The following is a 16,304-nucleotide window of genomic DNA, read 5'->3' as shown; positions in this document are numbered from 1 at the left end:
AGCGCGCCGCCGCGCAGCCGCCCCGCGTCCTGGTCGGGCTCGTCGCCGAGGGCCGCCGGGTCCCGCGCGCCGGGTACTCCGTGGTCGCCGACGGCCAGGTGATCGGCGAGATCACCTCCGGGGCGCCCTCCCCCACGCTGGGCAAGCCCATCGCCATGGCCTACGTCGACGCCGCGCACTCGGCGCCGGGCACGGCCGGTGTCGGCGTGGACATCCGGGGCAGTCACGAGCCGTACGAGGTCGTGGCGCTGCCCTTCTACAAGCGCCAGAAGTGACACCGTTCTGACGGCCGGGGCGTGACGTCAGGCACAGCACCCCTACCCATCTGCGGTTTCCCTGCTTCCCCCGTCATCAGCACATCAGCGCGTACAGGAGAATTCACCCCATGAGCAACCACCCCGAGAATCTGCGGTACAGCAAGGAACACGAGTGGCTGACGGCCGCCGTCGACGGTGTCTCGACCGTCGGCATCACCGAGTACGCGGCGAACGCGCTCGGCGACGTCGTCTACGCCCAGCTCCCCGAGGTCGGCACCACGGTGACCGCGGGCGAGTCCTGCGGCGAGCTGGAGTCGACCAAGTCGGTGTCGGACCTGTACGCGCCGGTCACCGGTGAGGTCGTGGAGATCAACTCGGCCGTCGTGGACGAGCCCGCGCTGGTCAACTCCGAGCCCTTCGACGGCGGTTGGCTCTTCAAGGTACGGATCACGGACGAGCCCGGCGACCTGCTCTCCGCCGACGAGTACACCGCCTTCACCGCCGGCTGAGGAGTCGTAGACCCATGTCCGTCATGAACACGCCCCTGCACGAGCTCGACCCGGACATCGCCGCCGCGGTCGACGCCGAGCTGCGCCGTCAGCAGTCCACGCTGGAGATGATCGCCTCGGAGAACTTCGCTCCGGTCGCGGTCATGGAGGCGCAGGGCTCGGTCCTCACCAACAAGTACGCCGAGGGCTATCCGGGCCGTCGTTACTACGGCGGCTGCGAGTACGTCGACGTGGCCGAGCAGATCGCGATCGACCGGGTCAAGGAGCTGTTCGGCGCCGAGTACGCCAATGTGCAGCCGCACTCGGGCGCCTCCGCGAACCAGGCCGCGCTGTTCGCGCTGGCCCAGCCCGGCGACACCATCCTCGGCCTCGACCTCGCGCACGGCGGCCACCTCACCCACGGGATGCGGCTGAACTTCTCCGGCAAGCAGTTCGACGTGGTCGCCTACCACGTGGACGCGCGGACCGGGCTGGTCGACATGGCCGAGCTGGAGAAGCTCGCCAAGGAGCACCGCCCGAAGGTCATCATCGCGGGCTGGTCGGCGTACCCGCGCCAGCTGGACTTCGCCGAGTTCCGCCGGATCGCGGACGAGGTCGAGGCCTACCTGTGGGTCGACATGGCGCACTTCGCGGGACTGGTGGCGGCGGGTCTGCACCCGAACCCGGTCCCGTACGCGGACGTCGTCACGTCCACCACCCACAAGACGCTGGGCGGCCCGCGCGGCGGCATCATCCTCGCCAAGCAGTCCTTCGCGAAGAAGCTCAACTCGTCCGTGTTCCCCGGCTTCCAGGGCGGTCCGCTGGAGCATGTGATCGCCGCCAAGGCGGTCTCCTTCAAGGTAGCGGCGGGCGAGGACTTCAAGGAGCGGCAGCGGCGTACGGTGGAGGGTGCGCGGCTGCTGGCCGAGCGTCTCGTCCGGGACGACGTGAAGGCCGCCGGGGTCGACGTCCTGTCGGGTGGCACGGACGTGCACCTGGTCCTGGTCGACCTGCGGAACTCGGAACTCGACGGTCAGCAGGCCGAGGACCGGCTCCACGAGGTCGGCATCACGGTCAACCGCAACGCCGTCCCGAACGACCCGCGTCCCCCGATGGTCACCTCCGGCCTGCGCATCGGTACGCCGGCACTGGCGACCCGCGGCTTCGGTGCCGAGGACTTCGCCGAGGTCGCGGACGTCATCGCGGAGACGCTGAAGCCGTCGTACGACGCGGCGGGTCTGAAGGCCCGCGTGACCGCGCTGGCGGAGAAGTACCCGCTGTATCCCGGGCTGTAGTCGCCCACCGGAGGCGCCGCGCACACTGGGAGGTGTGCGCGGTGCCCCGCCCACCCGTCGCCCACCACCACCCTGTTCGAAGCGCTTCGCGCCCCTTGATCCTGTACCACCTTGCTCGTCCCGCGTTCTGAGGAGTCACCGTGGCCATCTCGGTCTTCGACCTGTTCTCGATCGGCATCGGCCCGTCCAGCTCCCACACGGTCGGCCCGATGCGGGCGGCCGGCATGTTCGCGCGCCGCCTGCGCAACGAGGATGTGCTGGACTCCGTCGCCTCCGTCCGCACCGAGCTGTACGGCTCGCTCGGCGCGACCGGGCACGGGCACGGCACCCCGAAGGCGGTACTGCTCGGCCTGGAGGGCGAGTCGCCGCGCACGGTGGATGTGGAGGGGGCCGATGAACAGGTCGAGCGGATCAAGGAGTCGGGACGCATCCGGCTGCTCGGCGAGCACGAGATCCCGTTCTCCTTCGACAACGACCTGAAGCTGCACCGCCGTAAAACACTGCCGTACCACGCGAACGGCATGACGCTGTGGGCCTACGACGCGGCGGGCACCGAACTGTTGTCGAAGACGTACTACTCGGTGGGCGGCGGTTTCGTCGTCGACGAGGAGGCGGTGGGTGCCGACCGGATCAAGCTGGACGACACGGTCCTCAAGTACCCCTTCCGCACCGGCGACGAGCTGCTGCGCCTCACCCAGGAGACCGGTCTGTCGATCTCCGCGCTGATGCTGGAGAACGAGCGTGCCTGGCGCACCGAGGAGGAGATCCGGGCCGGGCTGCTGGAGATCTGGCGTGTGATGGGGGCGTGTGTGTCGCGGGGCATGTCGAGGGAGGGCATCCTGCCCGGCGGCCTCCGGGTCCGCCGCAGGGCCGCCATGTCGGCACGCCAACTCCGGGCGGAGGGCGACCCGTTGGCGCACGCGATGGAGTGGATCACGCTCTACGCGATGGCGGTGAACGAGGAGAACGCGGCGGGCGGCCGAGTGGTCACCGCCCCCACGAACGGCGCCGCCGGCATCATCCCGGCCGTCCTGCACTACTACATCAACTTCGTGCCGGGCGCCGACGAGGACGGGGTCGTCCGCTTCATGCTCGCGGCCGGCGCCATCGGCATGCTCTTCAAGGAGAACGCGTCCATCTCCGGCGCCGAGGTCGGCTGCCAGGGCGAGGTCGGCTCGGCCTGCTCCATGGCGGCGGGCGCGCTGGCCGAGGTCCTCGGCGGCTCCCCCGAGCAGGTCGAGAACGCCGCCGAGATCGGCATGGAACACAACCTCGGCCTCACCTGCGACCCCGTCGGCGGCCTCGTCCAGATCCCCTGCATCGAACGCAACGGCATGGCCGCGGTGAAGGCGGTGACCGCGGCGCGGATGGCGATGCGGGGGGACGGGTCGCACAAGGTGTCTCTGGACAAGGTCATCAAGACGATGAAGGAGACGGGGGCGGACATGAGCGTGAAGTACAAGGAGACGGCTCGGGGCGGGCTTGCGGTGAACATCATCGAGTGCTAGGGAAATGGGCTCTGATCAGCGCGTCCGTGTCTTTCGACGCTGTCGGGGGCTGCCCTGCCTGCACGGCGCCGCTCACCCGCCACTGGGTGCATCGAATCGATCCCTCGGGTCACGGGGCGAGCTCGATACGGCGGGCCAGCTCCTCCACCGTCGTCGCCCCGAACAGGGTGATCAGCGGCAGGTCCACATCGAAGGCGCGGCGCAGTGCGAACCGGACCCGCAGCGCCAGCAGGCTGTCTCCGCCGAGCTGGAAGAAGTCGTCCTCGGCGGTGACCACGTCGGACCCCAGCGCCTGTGCCCAGATCCGCGCCACGCGCTCCTGCGTGGCGGTGGCGAACCCGGCGGCGGGCCGCTCGACCGCATTCGCCGCGGGAGCCGGAGCGGGCAGAGCCTTGCGGTCGTGCTTGCCGTTCGCGTTCAGCGGTATCCGTTCGAGCAGCGTGATGGTGGACGGCACCATGTAGTAAGGCAGTTGGGTGCGCAGGTACTGCAGAAGAGCGACCGGGTCGGGGCTGCGTCCCGCCCGCGGCTCGACATAGCCGGCCAGGCGCCGCTCACCCGGGGTGTCCTCCCGGATGATCACGGCGGCGGCCTGGGCGTCCGGGTGCTGGCCGAGTACCGACTCGACCTCCTCCAGCTCGATCCGGAAGCCGCGCAGCTTGACCTGCCGGTCCACCCGGCCCAGCACCTCCACGTCACCCGTGGGAAGCACGCGTGCCAGGTCGCCGGTGTTGTACAGGCGGGCTCCCGGCGTGTCCGAGAAGGGGTGGGCCAGGAACCGCTCCGCGGTGAGCTCGGGGCGACCGACATAACCGCGGGCCAGGGCCAGCCCGCCGATGTAGAGGGTGCCGTTCACTCCGATGGGCACCGGCTGGAGCCGGTTGTCGAGCACGTAGAACTGGGTGTTGGGCAGCGGGCGCCCGATCGGCACCGGCTCCTCGTCACCGCGCTCGGGCATCGGAGTCTCGAACAGGCCGCTGTCCACGGTCGATTCGGTGATGCCGTACGAGTTGACCAGACGGGTGCGGGGAGGGCACAGCTTCGCCAGGTTCCAGTAGTCCTGCATGAACCAGATGTCCGCGCCGACGGCCAGCACCTTGAAGTTGTCCAGCATCCGCCCCTGTTCGGCCACGTGGGCGCTGAGCCGGCGGATGACGACCGGGACGAGGTCGGCGAAGTCGATCCGCTCCCGCTGGAGCAGCGTGTACAGCCGCGCCGGATCCAGCAGCGCCTCTCGGTGGCAGAGCACCAGCGTGCCGCCCGAGCACAGTGCGCGGACCATGTCGCCGGTGAACACGTCGAAGGCGATGTTCGCGGCCTGGAGATGTCGGCGCACCACCGTGCCCAGGCCGTAGACCCGCTCCCAGGAGCGGAAGGCGCTCATCAGGGCACCATGGGTGAGCATCGCGCCCTTGGCCCGGCCGGTCGAGCCCGAGGTGTACACGAGGAACGCCAAGTTGTCCGCTGTCGGTTCGGCGTGCCGTACCGGCGGGACGGTGGCGGGCTCGTCCTGCGCCGCGTCAGCGCCCTCGGCGAGCCAGTCGTCGAGATAGCCGACGTTCATCCCTTCGCTCAGCCCGGGTACCGAGGCCACCACGTCGTGGCGGGTCAGGAGCAGGCGTACGGAGGCGTCCGAGAGCACGTAGCGCAGGCGGTCCACCGGGTGAGCCGGATCGAGCGGCACGTACGCGCCACCCGCTTTGAGGACGCCGAGCAGGGCCGCCACCGAGTCGGGGCAGCGCGGCGCGCAGAGCCCCACGCGGGAGTCGGGGCCGACGCCGAGCGCGCGCAGCCTGGTGGCGATGATCCCGGCCCGCCGGTCGAGTTCGCGGTAGCTGACCCGGTCCTCGCCGTCCACCACCGCCACGGTGTCGGGGGTGGTGCGGACGTGTTCCTCGAACAGGTGGTGCACACACGTGTCGGGGGCGACCTCGACTGAGATCAGGTTGTCCCGGTTCAGGAGCTCGGCCCGCTCCGGCTCCGAGAGCAGCGGCAGCAGGGACAGCGGCAGACCGGGCTCCGCCACGGCGCCGAGCAGCAGCCGTTCGAAGTGGGCGGCCATCCGCTCGATGGTGGCATCGGCGAACAGGTCGACGTTGAACTCCCAGTCGCAGCGAAGCCGGTCGCCCTCGTCGACGACGTGCAGGCTCAGGTCGTACAGCGCCGTGGTCCGGCCCTCGCCGCCGAACGGGCTGACCTGCAGCCCCGCCGGGTCCGGCGCGGGGCGGGGGGCGCTGTGCAGCGACAGCGTCGTCTGGAACAGCGGGGTGCGGCTGAGATCGCGGTCCGGCTGCACCTCCTCGACCACGCGCGCGAAGGGAACGTCCTGGTGGGCGAAGTCCGCGATGCACGCCTGCCGGGTACGCGCGAGCAGCTCGCGGAACGCCGGGTCGCCCGCCAGGTCGGTACGCAGGGCCAGGGTGTTCGCCACAGGGCCGACGAGCGCTTCGGTCTCCGGCCGGTGACGGCCGGTCACAGACGTGCCCACGACGATGTCGTCCTGGCCGGAGTAGCGGTGCAGCAGGGCCGCGTATCCGGCGAGCAGTGTCATGAAAAGGGTGGCGTTCGCGGCGCCGCCCAGTTCCCGGAGCCCGGCGGTCAGTTCGGCGGGCAGCGTGAAGGACCGGGTACGGCCCGCGTACGTCTGCACGGTCGGCCGGGTACGGTCGGTCGGCACCCGCAGGCTGGGCAGCTCGCCGCTGAACCGCTGACGCCAGTGCGCCATCCGGTCCGCCGCACCGCCGGTGAACTGCTCGCGCTGCCAGTGGGCGTAGTCGGCGTACTGGACGGCGAGCGGCGGCAGCGGATCGGTGCCGCCGCTGCGGAAGGCGTCGTACAGACGGCAGAACTCGTCGGTCAGCACCGTCATCGACCAGTCGTCGGTGATGATGCGGTGCAGATTGATCAGCACGACGGTTTCCCGCTCGGTGAGTGCCACCAGCGTCACTCTCAGCAGCGGACCCTCGCTGAGGTCGAACGGCGTTCGGGCGTCGTGCTCTGCGAGCCGCCGCGCCTGCCCCTCGGCGTCGTCCGCGCCGCGCAGGTCGGCAACCCGGGGCTCCCAGACGTGGGTGTCCGCCGGGGCGATGGTCTGCGCCGGCTCGCCGTCGACCGAGGGGAAGGTGGTCCGCAGGGTCTCGTGCCGCCGCACCAGGGTCTGGAGGGCCCGCACCGCCGTGTCCAGGTCCACCGGACCCGAAAGCCGCAGCGCGTACGACGTGTTGTACGCCACGTCCCCCGGGCCGAGCTGGTCGAGGAACCACAGGCGCTGCTGTGCGAAGGACAGGGGGGCGCCCGCGTCCGCCGGCCGTCCGGTGATCCCGCCTGGCGTCGCCGCGGTGTGCTCCTCGAGTCGCCGCGTCTGCGGGGCGTTCTGGGCGGGGGACTGCTCGCGCAGCCGCTGCGAGGTGTCGCTCATGCCGTCCTACTTTCGTGAGTGCGCCCCACACATGTCCGACTTGTGCTACTCGGTATGGGTGCGGCCCTGCGCACGGGCCTTCCGGCCGTTGGCGGCGGCCTCCTTGGCGATGGCGCGGAAGAACTGCGGATAGCTGGGGGAGGTGTGCTTCGCGTACGTCAGCGTCAGGCCGTGGCGCTCGCGGAGCTGGTTGATGGGGACGGCCATGGCCGCGTGGTGTTCGATGTGCAGATTGTTGCCGTTGGTGTACCAGGTGCTGAACCAACTGCCGGTGATGGAGCGGGTGTTGGTCAGCACGTCGGTGCTGGAGTTGTCGCACATGATGTGCTCCGGCAGTTCGACGAGGAAGTGCAGAGGCACCGCGACCAGCAAGGGCAACAGCCACACCCACAGCACCAGTTCGCCCCGGCCGAGCACGACGAGCGCGACGGCCGCGAGGATCGGCAGGCTGAACAGCCGGTATTCGGCGACCACGTCACGCTTGCGGGCCGGTGCTATCTGGCCGGAGTCGTAGGTCCAGGAACCGGTCCAGGCGCGCACGACGTCCACGACCGCGCCACCCAGCCGGCCGAAGGCCAGGGCCTCGCGAACCAGCGCCCCCCAGGTGACGGGCTGACGCGAGTCGAAGCCGAAGAACTCCGAGTCCTGGTCGGTGCCCAGATAGCGGTGGTGCTGCAGATGCAGGACGCGGTAATGGCTGTACGAGACCAGCATGGGCAGGCCCAGCGGGACGCCGGCGATCCGGTGCCGGCGGGCGCGTCGGAACGCCGAGTGGTGCAGGCACTGGTGTTGCAGTTCCAGCCAGTGTGCGTACATCACGCCGATCAACACGACACCCAGCACCCGCAGCGGCCACAGCCCGCTCCACAGCGCGAGCGCCACGCCGAGCGCCCAAAGGGCGTACGCGACAAAGAGTTTGAAGATGAACATCCGCTCGTCGGCGGCGTTCACATGGGCCCGTCGGAACAGGCCCTGTCGCATCGCCGCGCTTGCGTCGGAAGTCATTTCTGGCACCTTCCCCCGTGGCAGCCTCCCGCGAGATCGCTGCGGCAGCCGGGCAGGCATCAGCGACTTCGTGTGGATGAAGCACGAAGTTTGGAAGTGGCGCCCTCCCCCGAGGGACGGGGAAGGAGGGCAGGTGGATGAAGAAGTGTCGAGTACTCCGCTCACGCGGCTGTGGCGCGGTCAGACCTTTTCGCCGACCAGACCGCTGATCGCATCGCTGAGGTCTCTGAGTACTGGATTCTTGAAGATGATGCGGACAGTGCGGGGGATTCCGAGTTTTTCGTTCAGTATATGCCCGAGACGGATGGCGGCAATGGAATTGCCGCCGATGCTCAGAAAATTGTCGTCAAGGGTGACGCTCGGGTTTCCCAAGAGGGTTCGCACGCTACTGACCACCAGTGCGTCCACAGGATTGCGGAACTCGTTTTCGGTCACCACGTACCTCATATCTCTCTAACGCGGTTCATCGCACATCGCCCTGATCAGGCTGGCCGGCCTCATGTCCGTCCAGTGCGCTGAAACATATTCAAGGCAGTTCTTGCGGGTTTCCTGGCCGTACGTCACCTCCCAGCCGGCCGGTACCGCGCTGAAAGCAGGCCACAGCGAATGCTGGTTCTCGTCGTTCACCAGAACCAGGAATGCGCCTTCTTCATCGTCGAACGGATTCGCCACAGATCCTCCCAAGAAATCGATCAAACGGCCATCAGCGTAACAGTCGAAATAACTATCCGTCACGGATTCAGCAGCTGAACAATTGGCCCCCGCATTGAGTTTTGTCTCGCCAGCGAGACAAGCTCGGTGGCCTTCACCGCCACCGAGAAAGGCCGTCGAGCCGCACGCGGGGAAGTGGATCCGCGACCGCATCAGCTCATGGCAGGTACGGCCTCGCCGGTCATGTCGCCGAGCGCCACCACGATCTTCCGCGGCCCGGTGAAGGGACTGCGTGAGTGCGCGACCAGCATGTTGTCGATGACGAGGACGTCACCCTCCTGCCAGGAGAAGGCGACTGACTCCCGGTCCATCAGGCCGCGGACCTCGTCCACCACGGCGTCGTCGATGACAGTGCCGTCCCCCCAGAGGACGTTGCGCGGCATCCCCTGATCGCCGCAGATCTGCAGCAGCGAGGAGCGCATTTCCGGATCCAGCGACGACGGGTGGTGCAGCGCCAACTGGTTGAAGAACACGGCCTCGCCGGTCGTCGGGTGGCGCAGTACCGCCTCGGCCTGACGCGAGGTCCGCAGGCCTCCGTCCGGCGTCCACTCGAAGCTCGTTCCCTCCGCGGCGCACTTGCGCTCGACCTCGGCGGGACGGTCGGTGCCGAAGAAGCGCGACCAGCTGACGTCGACGCCTTCGATGAAGTTGCGGACATAACGGAGCTTCTTGGTGGCGAAGAGCTCGGCCAGCTCCGGACGCATCCGGGCGAGAACCGTCCGGCAGTCGACGATCGGCGTCTGGCCACCGGACTGCGGGGCCACGATGCACGAGAAGAACTGCCGCATCGGCCACTGCGGCAGATGCGAACTCTCGTTGTGGAACAGGATCGAGAGGTCTTCCGGATATGGCGTCGACTTGTAGACGCGGGCCGACTCGCCCTCTCGCGGAAGGTCCCCGTATTCAGGGAAGAGGGTGCCGCAAATCGCCGAGGCGGCCTGTTCGAACTTCTCCACCGAACCGGCGTGGAACCCCCGGAGCAGGACCGCGCCGTGCCGCAGCAACCGTGCTTCGAGGTCTGCCCGGTTCGCGCGCAGCCAGCCGGGCAGGTCGACGCCGGGACCGGCCGGCGTGACGAGGACGGGGGTCGTCGGTGACTCCGGCAGGAAGCCGATGTTCACCGAATCCCCGGTGGGTATCCGCACCTGCCTCCGAGTCGCGCCCAGAAGGGAGCGCGGACCCGGTGTGCTGGAAGTCGCTTCGTTCATGTCCTGGTCCTCATTTCCTCTGCGGTGAACCCGGCCGTCCTCCGAGTCATGCGTCGATCTCCCGTTGGATCAGCTCGGCGAGTTCCTCCACCGCAGGCCGTCGCATGATGCCGTGGTGGGTCGTTGCCACCGAGGCGAAGCCGAGTTCGGGCCCGACCACCGATCCCCAGCCCCACGTACGGTCCGGATCCTGCGGTTCGTCGGCCGGCTCTGCGCGCACCAGCACCACCGGGTAGTCGGCGCGGCCGAGTTCGGCCTGCTCCTGCACGAAGTAGCGGTCCAGAGCGGTCATGTTGGTCATGTAGACGTCCAGCAGGTTCCGCAGCTCCGCCTCACCGGAGTCGGGAGGCAGCCGCCCGACGTCCTGCATGGCCTTGAGCAGTTCCTGATGACCGAGATGAGCGAGCGAGCCCTCCGGCAGGTCCAGCTGGTAGTGGAAGGCGAAGCGGCGCAGGAGATGGTCGGCGGGCTGCCGCGCCAGGGCGCTCTCCGCGTCACCGGGGACACCGCAGTTGACGATGATCAGCTGCGCCACCTCGCGCCCGGAACGGCGCAGCGCCTGGGCCGTGGCGTAGGCCATGACGCCGCCGAAGCACCAGCCGATGATCACGGGAGCGGCATCGCTGCGGGCCGCGATGTTCGCCGCGTACTCCTCGGCCATGGCGGCGAAGTCGTCCTGCGGCGGCGTGCCGTGCAGTCCCCAGGCCTCGATGCCGTAGACCGAACGGTCCGCCGGCATCAGCCGGGCCAGTTCCCAGTAGCTGAGCGTGTTGCCGCCGCCGGGGTGGACGCAGAAGACCGGGGCCTTTTCGTGCGGTCCGCGGACGGCACGCAGCGGGACCAGGTTGGAGTCCTGAACGTCGCTTCGGCGCACCAGCTCCGCCATCGCCGCGACGGTCGGGGCGCTGAACACCGCGGACATCGGCAGGTGGCAGCCGAAGGCGTTGTTGATCTGGGCCATGAGCTTGATCGCACGCAGCGACTGTCCCCCGAACTCGAAGAAGTCCGCGTCCGGGGACGAGATGTCCTGGTCGAGGACGGAGGACCAGATCGCCAGCAGACGCTGTTCCACCGAGTCGCGCGGCCGGCCGGCCCGGGCCTTCGGGGGCACGATCGGGGCCAGGGCGCGGCGATCGAGCTTGCCGTTGCGGGTGAGCGGCAGCCGCTCCAGCACCTGCCACCCGGTCGGCACGAGGGCGGCCGGGAGGTGCAGACCGACGGCTGCCCGCACGTCCTCGACAGAGAGGTCCTCCCCGCCGGCGGCGGTGAGGTAGGCGTCCAGGTGCGTGACGAGTCCGTCGGCGTCCGCGCGTGCCACGACCGCCGTGGCGCCGACACCGGGCCGACCCGCCAGCAGCGTCTCGATCTCGCCGAGCTGTACGCGGTATCCGCGCAGCTTCACCTGGTCGTCGATCCGGCCGAGGATCTCGATGCCGTGACCGGGTACCAGGCGGCCGAGGTCGCCGGTCCTGTGGGCGTTCGCGGTGTCCGCCGTGCCGAAGCCCGACTCGCCCTCGCGCAACCGCGCGAGGTAGCCGAGACCCACGCCGGGCCCGCTGATCAGCACCTCACCGGGGCACCAGGGCGGCAGCGCGGCACCCCCCGCGTCGACCACTGTCAGGGCGTTCGCCCCGAGGCCGGAGCCCACCGGGACCGAGGCACAGCGTTCGTCGATCGGCGCGTCCAGCGGGAGGCACGCGGCGCCCACCGTCGACTCGGTCGGGCCGTAGTGGTTGTACAGGCGCAAGGACGGCGCGATCTCCCGCAGTCGCTCGTACAACGGACGCGGCAGCAGTTCGCCGCCGAGCACGAGCGCCTCGCTCGGCAGCAGCGCGAGCGGATCGGCGGCCTCGGCCAGCAGCGCCGAGAGGTGCGAGGGAACCAGCTTCATCGCGGCCGCGGGGTTCCCCCGGAACCACTCGGCGAGAGCCCCGGGGCTCGTGGCGGCCTCGGTGGGGATGATCTGAACGCAGCCACCGCCGGCCAGGGTCGGAAAGACCGCCGTGTAGGCCAGGTCGGCGGCGAGGGTGGACACCGCAGCGAACTCGGCGCCCTCGGACAGGGCGAGTGTCCCGCCGATCGCCGAGGCGTAGTGCGCCAGCTGCTCGTGCCCGATGACGACGCCCTTGGGAAGCCCCGAGGTGCCCGACGTGAAGATCACATAGGCAGCGCCCGTGGCCGCCGCGCCGGAAGTCACCGCGCGCCCCGGGTCGACGACCGCGTCGGCCGTGCACACGACGCGTACGGAGGCGTGGTGATCGGCCTTCGGATCGAGGGTGAGCAGCAGCGCGGGGTCGGCCTCCCGCAGGATCGTCTCGATCCGCTGCTGCGGCCACGTGGGGTCGAGGGGGACGAACGCCGCGCCGGCGAGCCAGACTCCGAGCATCGCGACGACCGTTTCCGCCGAGGCCGGAACGAACAGCGCGACCCGCTGCCCGGCCCGTACGCCGTGCTCACGCAGCAGGTGCGCCACCGCGTCCGCGCCCTGTGCCGCGTCCCGGTAGGACACGACGGTGTCGCCGCATCGCAGCGCGGGCCGCACGGGCGTGCGCTCCGCCTGTGCGCGGAAGCGGTCGAGCACCGAGGCGTACGACGCACGGGGCCCGGCCTCGGCTTTCGGCGCGTTCGGAGCGGTGAGGCGCAGGCCGCCGACAGCGCGCTCCGTGCCACCGGCCAGCAGATCGGTCAGCTGATGTCCGAACGCCTCCGCGACGAGGTCCAAGTCGTCCTGGGCGATGCCGCCCGCGCCGCCGACGAAGGTCAGGCGCAGGCTCCGCGGCCCGCGGACGCAGTCGAGGTGCAGCACACCAGGAGCTTCGGGGACGGACACACCGGCCGAGAGTTCCTCGGCCCACCGGTCCGGGCGGTGCCGGTACGAGAGCGCGCCGCCGTCCGCCGCGTGGTGTGCGGAGGCCGCGGTCCCCGGGTCGATCTGGTTCTCGACCGCCGCTACGGAGCCGAGCGCGTCCTGCGACGCCTGGAGCGCGTCGGCGACCGGGGTGTCGGCACCGATCTCCAGCCGTACCGGTACCGGACGCTCCAACAGGCCGAGCACGTTCTCCAGGCCTTCCGTGGACCGCCCGTCGGCCAGCACCAGCACATGATCGTCGGTGTCGCGGCAGTACCGGCCGTACAGCGAGCGCCAGAGAGCCAGCAGCACCGCCGCCTCGCTCACGCCGCACCGTCCGGTGAGTTCGTCCAGCTGTTCCAGGGCCGGCCCCTCGACGACGGCCGAGGCGCTCACCGGCTCGGCGGTCGAGTCCCGGAGGGCGATGGGAGTGAGGAAGGGCAGCACCGAGGACGGTTTCGGCTGCCGCGCCGCCTCGTCTGCCACCGGCGGCTGCGCCGAATCGTCCAGCACCTCACCGAGCCAGGCGGCGACATCGGCGTACTGCAGCGGCGTGTCCTGGGCGGCGGCCGCATCCTCCAGCAGCAGGCCGACAAGCCGGGTCCAGGAGACGTCGTCGACGCTCAGCCGCGGCAGGGTGAGGACCAGCCGCGTGCCGTCCGGACCGAGTTCGTGCTCGACGGTCAGCGCGCCGGCACGGAACATGGTGCGATCCGTTCCCGACTGCTCGATCGTGACCGGGCCCACGGGATCCACGACCTGGACGGGCGTGGGCAGCCCCGCGAACTCGGTGTACCGGGTACGCAGACTCTCGTGCGCCGCGACCGCCGCCGCGATCCGGGCCTCCAGGTCCGGCACCGGTATCCGTGTGGCGGTGCGGACGGTGCGCACCGCCGTGCCGCGGGCCTCGCCCAACCGGGCGAGCTGTTGCGGGGAGAGCTGATAGCCCTCCTCGTGCCAGGTTTCGAGGCTCGTCATGATGTCTGTTCCTGAATGGTCATGCCGGGCTCCGGCGCGGGGGCCGAGTCGGAATCGGCGGCTGATGCATCGAGGCGGCGTACCGCGCGCACGGGCGAGAACAGCAGGGCCAGGGAGGCCAGGAACGTCCCGCTCGCGGACACTACGATGCCCGTCCGAAGCCCGGTTCCGGAGGCGAGGGCACCGCCGAGCAGCGAGCCGAGCGAGTACGCGCCCAAGGCACAGGTACGGGCCGTGGCGTTCACCCGCCCGAGCAGCTCGTTCGGGGTGGAGACCTGCCGGAAGCTGATCACCGTCACGTTGAAGACGGGAACGCTGAACTGGACGACGAAGGAGGCGGCCGCGACGGCGGCGAGCGCCGCCAGTGAGTGGCCGTGTACGGCCCCCAGCGCGAGATAGCCCAGCCCGGGCAACGCCATCGTCAGGATCAGCGTCGGGCCGACGCCGAACCGTCCGGTCAGTGGGCCGACCAGGAGGACGCCGACCAGGGCACCGACGCTGCCGACGGCGACGATCAGGCCGACCTGCTTGGAGCCCATGTCGAGCACCCGGAGCAGATAGAGGAAGAACACCGACATCAGGGCGCCGTTGAACAGGTTGATGATCACGGCGGCCGTGGTGAACCAGCGCAGCAGCGGGTGCCGCACGATCGCGGCGAATCCCTCACGGATCGAGGCACGGACCGAGAGGGCCGCCGCTCCGGGCTGAGGCTTCGGCCGCTCGTCGGCCGGCAGTCCCGCCACCGTGAAGAAGGACAGGACGTAGCTCGCCGCGTCCACCGCGATCGCCGCCGGTGCGCTGAGCGCGCTGATCAGCAGGCCCGCCGCGCCCGGCCCGACGACCTGGGCCATCGAGTCCGAGAGTTCCAGCTTCGCGTTCGCCTCGGCGAGCCGGTCCCGGCCGATCAGACCGGGTGCGTAGGACTGGTGCGCGAGATCGAAGAACACGGTCATCACGCCGACGACGAAGACCACGACGAAGAGCTGACCGATGTTCAGCACATCGAGCCCGTACGCGACGGGGATCCAGGCGAGGGCCGCGGCGCGCACGACATCGGCGGCGATCATCACGGAACGGCGCGCCCGGCGGTCCAGCATCACGCCGACGAAGAGGCCGAAGAGCAGGAACGGCAGCGTCTCGAGGGCGACGAGCACGCCGGCTTCCATCGGCGTCGCGTGGAGCAGCAGGACCGCGGTCAGCGGCATCGCGACGTAGGTGACCTGGGAACCGAAGAGCGAGGCCGACTGACCTGTCCACAGCAGCGCGAAGTTCCGCTGGCGGAACAGCGAAGCCGGCTTCTTCCCGGCGCTCGCGGCGTCCTCGCTCATGAGCGCCACACCGCCTCACGGATCTCGGCTCCCGGCCGGGAACGCAGGGTTTCGGCGCGTTGGGTCATCACAGTCTTCCTATCGGGTCGAATTCGCCGCACGGGTGATCGAGGACGTGCCAGGCGGTGTGGTGGCGTGCCTGGGCTTCCCCCGGGCACTCAGTCTGCGGCTCCGCCGAGCGGCTGATCCAGCGGAGGACCGGGACGGGCCAGCACCCGCCGCCTTCCGGGGCCGAGCCCCGGCCGGGTCTCCAACCGGTCCGGTTTCGCGTTCCGTTGAGCCATGTCCAGGATTTCGACCTTGCCGATGGGCTGGTCGGGGTCGGAGGTCAGTTCTCCGAGCAGGTGGTTGAGCCGCTCGGCCAGCGCCTGGACCGTGTGGTGGTCGAACAGGTCGGTGGCGTACGCGATGATCCCCGTGATCCCGGTCGGTCGCCCGTCCGGCTCGTACGACCCTCGCAGCAGGAAGTTGAGGTCGAATTTGGCGGTTTCCTGTCCGGGGAGGTCGAATTCGCCGGTCTCGAGTCCGGGGAGGTCGAAGGCGGCCGCGGTGTTGGTGTCGAAGGAGAGCATGACCTGGAAGAGCGGGTGCCGTGCCGCGGTCCGAGGCGGAGCGACGATCTCCACGAGCCGTTCGAAGGGGAGATCCTGGTTCTCGAAGGCGGCCAGGTCCGTTTCCCGTACCCGGGAAAGGAGCTGCACGAAGGTGGGATCGCCGGAGACATCGGTGCGCAGGACCAGCGTGTTGAGGAAGCAGCCGATCAGATCGTGCAGGGCTTCCTCGGTGCGTCCGGCGACCGGTGTGCCCAGCGGAATGTCACTACCGCCTCCGAGCCGGGACAGCAGAACCGCCAGCGCGGCCTGGACCACCATGAACGGCGTCACGCCCCTCAGCCGGGCCAACTCCGCGATACGGGCATGGACTTCCGCATCGACGGAGACGAGCACCTGGCCGGCGCGCTGACTGGCGATCGCCGGGCGTGGCCGGTCGAAAGGCAGGTCCAGTTCCACCGGCAGCCCCGCCAGCGCCTCACGCCAGAACGCCGACTGACGGGCCACCGCGCTGCCCGGATCGTCATCGGAACCCAGCAGATCACGCTGCCACAACGTGTAGTCCGCGTACTGCACCGGCAATTCACCCCACGCCGGAACCGTCCCGGCGATCCGCGCCGCATAGGCGGTGGCAAGATCCCTGCCGAAAGGCCCCACCGACCAGCCGTCACCCGCGATGTGATGCACCAACAGCACCAGAACGTGCTCG

At 69.8% G+C, this 16,304-nt stretch carries 12 protein-coding genes; 4 read left to right on the top strand and 8 right to left on the bottom strand.

Annotated elements, in window-relative coordinates:
• From R6V09_RS25870 to R6V09_RS25855, 4 genes are all read left to right on the top strand, one after another.
• On the top strand, positions 1 to 275 hold a 275-nt coding region (locus tag R6V09_RS25870; protein WP_317883818.1), incomplete at its 5' end, for a glycine cleavage T C-terminal barrel domain-containing protein.
• Positions 276 to 385: 110 nt separating this feature from the next.
• Positions 386 to 766: a glycine cleavage system protein GcvH gene (gene gcvH / locus R6V09_RS25865; RefSeq protein WP_317883817.1), complete on the top strand. Its 381-nt coding sequence runs from the start codon at positions 386 to 388 to the stop codon at positions 764 to 766.
• 14 nt (positions 767 to 780) lie between these two features.
• The gene (glyA, locus tag R6V09_RS25860) at positions 781 to 2,040 is read left to right on the top strand and encodes a serine hydroxymethyltransferase (RefSeq protein WP_317883816.1); all 1,260 of its coding nucleotides are present in this window, start codon (positions 781 to 783) and stop codon (positions 2,038 to 2,040) included.
• Positions 2,041 to 2,180: 140 nt separating this feature from the next.
• Entirely contained in the window at positions 2,181 to 3,548 is a 1,368-nt protein-coding gene (locus R6V09_RS25855) for an L-serine ammonia-lyase (protein WP_317883815.1), read from the top strand.
• Positions 3,549 to 3,657: 109 nt separating this feature from the next.
• Here R6V09_RS25855 and R6V09_RS25850 read toward each other — a convergent pair whose 3' ends face one another.
• The 8 genes from R6V09_RS25850 to R6V09_RS25815 all read right to left on the bottom strand — a co-directional run.
• Positions 3,658 to 6,966, bottom strand: a complete 3,309-nt coding sequence (locus R6V09_RS25850; RefSeq protein WP_317883814.1) for a non-ribosomal peptide synthetase — start codon at positions 6,964 to 6,966, stop codon at positions 3,658 to 3,660.
• Positions 6,967 to 7,011: 45 nt separating this feature from the next.
• Entirely contained in the window at positions 7,012 to 7,971 is a 960-nt protein-coding gene (locus R6V09_RS25845) for a fatty acid desaturase family protein (RefSeq protein ID WP_317883813.1), read from the bottom strand.
• Positions 7,972 to 8,151: 180 nt separating this feature from the next.
• Positions 8,152 to 8,406 (bottom strand): phosphopantetheine-binding protein, encoded by a 255-nt coding sequence (locus R6V09_RS25840; protein ID WP_317883812.1) that lies wholly within the window; start codon positions 8,404 to 8,406, stop codon positions 8,152 to 8,154.
• An 18-nt stretch (positions 8,407 to 8,424) separates the two neighbouring features.
• On the bottom strand, positions 8,425 to 8,643 hold the full coding sequence (locus tag R6V09_RS25835) for an MbtH family protein (RefSeq protein ID WP_317883819.1): 219 nt from the start codon (positions 8,641 to 8,643) through the stop codon (positions 8,425 to 8,427).
• Between the two features lie 191 nt (positions 8,644 to 8,834).
• On the bottom strand, positions 8,835 to 9,890 hold the full coding sequence (locus R6V09_RS25830) for a TauD/TfdA family dioxygenase (protein ID WP_317883811.1): 1,056 nt from the start codon (positions 9,888 to 9,890) through the stop codon (positions 8,835 to 8,837).
• A gap of 46 nt (positions 9,891 to 9,936) precedes the next feature.
• Positions 9,937 to 13,716 carry an amino acid adenylation domain-containing protein gene (locus R6V09_RS25825; protein ID WP_317883810.1) on the bottom strand — a complete coding sequence of 1,260 codons (3,780 nt, stop codon included), beginning with the start codon at positions 13,714 to 13,716 and terminating at the stop codon, positions 9,937 to 9,939.
• Positions 13,713 to 15,044 (bottom strand): MFS transporter, encoded by a 1,332-nt coding sequence (locus tag R6V09_RS25820; RefSeq protein WP_317883809.1) that lies wholly within the window; start codon positions 15,042 to 15,044, stop codon positions 13,713 to 13,715. The genes R6V09_RS25825 and R6V09_RS25820 overlap by 4 nt, the downstream gene beginning before the upstream one ends.
• A gap of 158 nt (positions 15,045 to 15,202) precedes the next feature.
• On the bottom strand, positions 15,203 to 16,304 hold a 1,102-nt coding region (locus R6V09_RS25815), incomplete at its 5' end, for a condensation domain-containing protein (protein ID WP_317883808.1).

It is taken from the genome of Streptomyces sp. W16, from assembly GCF_033194735.1.
Lineage (GTDB): Bacteria > Actinomycetota > Actinomycetes > Streptomycetales > Streptomycetaceae > Streptomyces.
The sequence above is the reverse complement of the archived record's forward strand: the minus strand, read 5'-3'. Positions and strand labels throughout refer to the sequence as shown.

Bases quoted from the DNA above. Each gene is read 5' to 3' on its own strand.
- gcvH (WP_317883817.1), top strand. From the start codon at position 386: ATGAGCAACCACCCCGAGAATCTGCGGTACAGCAAGGAACACGAGTGG.
- glyA (WP_317883816.1), top strand. From the start codon at position 781: ATGTCCGTCATGAACACGCCCCTGCACGAGCTCGACCCGGACATCGCC.
- R6V09_RS25850 (WP_317883814.1), bottom strand. From the start codon at position 6,966: ATGAGCGACACCTCGCAGCGGCTGCGCGAGCAGTCCCCCGCCCAGAAC.
- R6V09_RS25845 (WP_317883813.1), bottom strand. From the start codon at position 7,971: ATGACTTCCGACGCAAGCGCGGCGATGCGACAGGGCCTGTTCCGACGG.
- R6V09_RS25830 (WP_317883811.1), bottom strand. From the start codon at position 9,890: ATGAACGAAGCGACTTCCAGCACACCGGGTCCGCGCTCCCTTCTGGGC.
- R6V09_RS25825 (WP_317883810.1), bottom strand. From the start codon at position 13,716: ATGACGAGCCTCGAAACCTGGCACGAGGAGGGCTATCAGCTCTCCCCG.
- R6V09_RS25820 (WP_317883809.1), bottom strand. From the start codon at position 15,044: ATGAGCGAGGACGCCGCGAGCGCCGGGAAGAAGCCGGCTTCGCTGTTC.